The following is a 4,749-nucleotide window of genomic DNA, read 5'->3' on the forward strand; positions in this document are numbered from 1 at the left end:
ACCAGCTCAATGAGCCTTTGCTCTTTGGGTGTGGGGGTGAGCGCATCAAACAGCGCCGGAATGTAAGCCAGCGTTTCTTTGCTGCGCGGGTGCGTGACCACTTCTTCTCGAAACGCGCAGTCTGGCCATGCCAGCAGCGCGCTCATGACCACGCCTAATAAGGTTTGGTCACCCGCGGCCAGTGCTTGACGAAGCCGTGTGGTTAAGTCTTGCTCCATGGCGTTGTAGTGCATTTGCATCTTTTCATCCATCGGCACCTCCTCAAAGTGTTCCTGGTAAGGCGGTAAAATCCCATCCCCCATGTCTTTGAGTTTGACAAACACCGTATAAGGCAGGACGTACTTCGCCACGCCGAGCGGACCAAAACCGGGCGCTCTGGTTTGGCTGACTTTGACGTTCTTGCCTTTGGCGGTCTTGTGGTTGGCCTCATCGGTGACTTTCATCACCTCTTTGATGATGCCGTGCTCTTGTGAGAACATCAGTGCCGCGCTGCCTAACTTGCCACGATGGTAGCGATAGCCGTCTTGCATCATCACTGATGGCATGGTGCGCCACAGTAAATAGAAGAGGTCTTCCGCATAGCCGCCCATTAGCGTGCCGGTCAAAAGAAGGCATTGTTTCACGCAGCCGGCTAACACCTGCATCGCTTGCCCCTGCGCCGCTCCGGCGTTCTTATATTCGTGAGCTTCATCGATGATGAGCCAGTCAAAGAACCCGCGAGGGAAATAGCGCTTAATGAACTCGCTTGCCTGGTAATCGCCTTGCCCAAACGCAAACTGGGTTTTGGCCAGTTTACGTTCGATGCGCTCAGATTGACGCTCGCTGAACACAAACTCCCCGTCGTCATCAAGCAGGTTGACCAACTCATAAATGTTGTCGGTCAGCGCTTTGGCCAGCATGCGCTCACCAAAGCCATCGAGCAGCTTTCCGGCGGTGACTTTGCCAATCGTCGGTAGGGTCTGCAGGGCGCGGGACACGGTTTTGCTCAAGGTGTCGCTCTGACGCTGTCGTCGGAGTGTCCACAGCGCAGAGCCACACGCCGCGCAGCTAAGCTGCTGGTCAGTCGGAAAGTGACTCGGTGATATCAACTCGCCGTCATCATCCTTGATCAAGCTTCCGCAATCTGGGCAGCGCACCAACGTCAGATTGGCCGTTTGAGCGCTAATGCCATCGTGTCCGAGCTCACGCTTGAGGGTTTTGGTCTGATACGCAGGCTGCCAGTGATAGCCCATGCGCATTCGCACGCGACCCAACACCACATACTCCGGTCCGTCATGCGCTTTAGCCTTCCTCAGTCTGAGTAAGGACTGCAGCGTATCGGGGCCATTGAGTACCCACACCTTCGCGTTATGCACGGTATCGAGAATTTCTCGACGCCATTTGTACACTAGGTGAGGTGGAGATAAGACCAAAAAACGCTTGGCCTTGCCCTCCGCGTGCGCCACTGCACTGGCGGCCACACCCATGATGGACTTGCCGGTGCCCATTTCCCCGTTGAGAATGCCCGCCGGGGCGCCGTCATCGAGAAGTAGGGCACTGATGGCTTGCACCACTTCGGCCTGCGCCTCAAACGGCACGCGCTTGAGCGATTGCATCACCTGAGCACGCTGCTTACAGGGCGTTTGATAACGCGCGGGGTGCGCCGCTTCAATGTTATCCAGCAGGCCTTCACCGAACTGGTCGATAAAGTCATGCAGCGATAACACGCTGTCATGCTCTGGGGTTGAGGTTGTTTCTGTCGTGGTGTCATTCATCTCTGTTGTCCTCATCACATGGCGCCTTCTTTGACCGGGAGTAAGCCTTGTTGCATGGCCTTGCTGACCAAGGTTTCGATGTGCTCAATCGGCAAATCGAGCTGATAGGCGTGTACGCCCACACTTGGCAATACCTCAATACAAGCTCGAAGTTGTGGCTGCAGCCTGGCTTGCCAGTCTTCGAGTAAAGGCAAGTGGCAAAGCTGCTTGATGGTTGGCCATAAATCGAGCCAAGCCAGCGGCGCTGCGCTCAGTAAGATCATGCTCTGACCCGAAGGTTTGAGCAGTGATGGATGAATGAGCCAGGTGTGCACCCATTCGCCGACCGGGCTGTATTTGGGCAGGCGAGTGGTGCGCTTGGTGAGGGCCTTGGCGTGAGCAAAGTCCATCACCAGACTTTCTCCATCTGGCCGCTTGATGGTCATGACGCGCAGTCCGCCTTCGCTCAGCGGCAACGTAAGCGCCGCGAAGAAGTGTTGCATCATGCCATCGCGTCCCCACAGGGAGAGAAATTGCACCTTGTGGTCAGCGGTGGTGACCACCGCGTCGAGGTAGAGCCCGTTATCGAGCGCAATCAGTGGTGTGTTCATGGTTGGGTTTCCTTATCAAAAAAAATAAGGCGCCTCTCCCGTCAGGAAAAGCGCCTGACGGGCCAATGAAAGTGGGGTTATTGGATAATCACGATGTGACCAAAGCGCTCACCTGGGGTGAGGTCAATCGCTCGAATGAGCGGCTGAAATTGGTCTATCTTGGTCGTGATGGTTTGATGCTCGTCGATACTGGTGACCGTTCGCTGCACCTTTTGGGTGCCGCCTTTGACCAGCAGTGTCCGCGTGCCATCATTGCTGACCACCTTGCCGGCGATTTGTCCTGCCGCGAGCGACAGCGACAAATGCCAGGGGGAAAGTTTACGCAGTGGCCTTGGCACGCGTTGGTGCCGAGCCTGGTTAAATTGCGTGTCGAACGTGGGCCAGAGGCCGCCGTGGTGCAAAAACGCCGCTTGAAGCTGCGCTGTCTCTGGCCGCACCATTTCAAAACGAAACGGGGCGTCAGTGACTGGCGTGACCTCAAGCAGAGCCTGCGTCGTGACGTGGGGTGGAATGGGTAACCCTTCGCCCACTTGCATCAAGCTTTGCGCGGTGGTGCTGCGCGCCGTTTGATGCTGGCTGCCACGTAAGTCGGCTTTGCGTCCCAATAGCACCACTTGCTTAAAGCGGTCGGTGCTGGCCTTAACCACCTGCACCTCCCGCAGTCGCAGTGACAGGTATCGACAAAGCGCGGGCGTGAGCGACGGGAGGGGCACCACCAACACCAATACGCCGTCGCGTTTTAGGCTCGGAAGCAGGCGCTGAATAAACTGCACTTCCAGTCTTGCCATGTCGCGTTGCTGCTTTTCTATCTGGTCGGTGACCGCATCGCCATACGGCGGATTCAAAAACAGCAGACTTTGACTGCCTGCGCCTACCACGGTGTCAAACGCATTGCTGCGCAGCACCGTATCAAGGCATTGGCTCGCGCTCTCAGCGCGCCCCGCATCGAGCTCTACGCCATAGGTGTGAAGCGCACTTTGTGGGTGCGCGTCAATGTCAGCCGCCAGCTTGGCCAGCGCAAGACCTTCGCCGCAGCACGGGTCGAGTAAACGCTGTGTGCCGGCTTTGAACCTCAGCCGCTTGGCAATCAAGGTTAAGGTGGCCTCATCCGTTGGGTAGTCGCCATCTTTGAGGTAGTTGTGCGCCACGCGCGGATGCATCACCGCCATCAGCTTGCCTCCTCATCGACACGCAAACGCAGCCAGTGCTGCGCCTTGGGTTCGAACTGCCACACTCGCTCGTCGTGAATGCGACGTTTGAGGTATTTCAGTTGTTGCCCCATTTTCTCACGCCCCACTTCTGGGTTGAGTTTGACGATGCCGCCAACCTGCGCAGGCAGTGGCCAGAGCTCGCCAAACAAACCTTCAAGGTCGTCTTGCGCGCTCTGAGCGCTCACGTTGCCATTGGAAGCCGATGCCGTCTCACGCTGCGCCGCCAGTTTCTGCTGCGCTTTGCGCTCTTTGGCGAGAGGGTCTTCTTCCATCGGCGCGTCGCTTGGCACGGCTTCTTCTTTGTAGTCGCTCAGCCAAATGCCACTGAGCTCGGCGCGGGTTTCAATCACCACGCGATGACTGGTTTGGTAGCTGCCTGAGTAGATGCGCGTTAACCCAAAGGTGCCTTGGTAGGTGCCTTCGTTGTACTCATCGAGCACCGCATCGCGGATAGCAAACTTGCCAATCTCGCTATCAAGGGTGGCCACGTTAAAGTCGCCATAGCGACCGGTGACGGTTTTAATGGTTAAGGTGCCAGGGAGTTGGACCATGTTCGGCCTCCTGAAAAATCAAAGGCCTTCCCGCCGGAAGACCTTCCGGTTAGGGATAAGAGCGCGGGCTATAGCCAGCCACGCTCTGCAAACGAGGTGACGGTCGCGCCGACCACAAAGTGGTCAAGCACGCGCACGTCAATCAGCGCCAGCGCATCACACAAGACTCGGGTGAGGCGTCTGTCGGCCTGACTGGGTTCACTCGATAAGCTCGGGTGGTTATGACACAAGATGACCGCCGACGCATTCCAGAGTAGGGCGCGTTTTACCACTTCTCGGGGATAGACGCTGGCGGCATTTATGGTGCCGTAGAACAGCACCTCAAACTCAATCACCTGATGTTGATGATTCAGAAAGAGGACGCCAAACACTTCCCGCTCCATGCCCTGCAATAGGCCACTTAAGGTGCGTTTGGTCTGCTCTGGGCTGGTCAGCGCCACACCGGGTGATAAGCGGTCCATCGCCATGGCATTGGCGATATCCAGCAGTTCATCTGGGGTGACGGGCTCGGTGAGTTGGTAGTATTCGCCAGGGGCGTCTTGCAGCTCTTGCAATTTGCCTTGGCCATAGGACGATTGATAGCGCATTGGGTGCTCCAAATAAAAAAAGGGGCACCCAATGAGGGGGACCCCTCATGGGTGAA

The 4,749-nt window shown here is 56.9% G+C and carries 5 protein-coding genes; all 5 read right to left on the reverse strand.

Annotation, left to right across the window (positions count from 1 at the left end; translation table 11 throughout):
* The coding region (locus KIO97_RS21640) for a helicase (RefSeq protein WP_285383905.1) at positions 1-1,754 on the reverse strand (1,754 nt) is incomplete at its 3' end.
* Between the two features lie 14 nt (positions 1,755-1,768).
* Positions 1,769-2,344, reverse strand: a complete 576-nt coding sequence (locus KIO97_RS21645) for a hypothetical protein (protein ID WP_285383906.1) — start codon at positions 2,342-2,344, stop codon at positions 1,769-1,771.
* 77 nt (positions 2,345-2,421) lie between these two features.
* Positions 2,422-3,513 (reverse strand): DUF6094 domain-containing protein, encoded by a 1,092-nt coding sequence (locus tag KIO97_RS21650; protein WP_285383907.1) that lies wholly within the window; start codon positions 3,511-3,513, stop codon positions 2,422-2,424.
* Entirely contained in the window at positions 3,513-4,106 is a 594-nt protein-coding gene (locus tag KIO97_RS21655) for a DUF3275 family protein (protein ID WP_285383908.1), read from the reverse strand. Before KIO97_RS21655 ends, KIO97_RS21650 begins: the two co-directional genes overlap by 1 nt.
* A gap of 68 nt (positions 4,107-4,174) precedes the next feature.
* Positions 4,175-4,693, reverse strand: a complete 519-nt coding sequence (locus tag KIO97_RS21660; protein ID WP_039977886.1) for a JAB domain-containing protein — start codon at positions 4,691-4,693, stop codon at positions 4,175-4,177.
* Positions 4,694-4,749 lie beyond the last annotated feature (56 nt).

The sequence above is a fragment of the Vibrio sp. B181a genome, assembly GCF_030248375.1.
Lineage (GTDB): Bacteria > Pseudomonadota > Gammaproteobacteria > Enterobacterales > Vibrionaceae > Vibrio > Vibrio campbellii.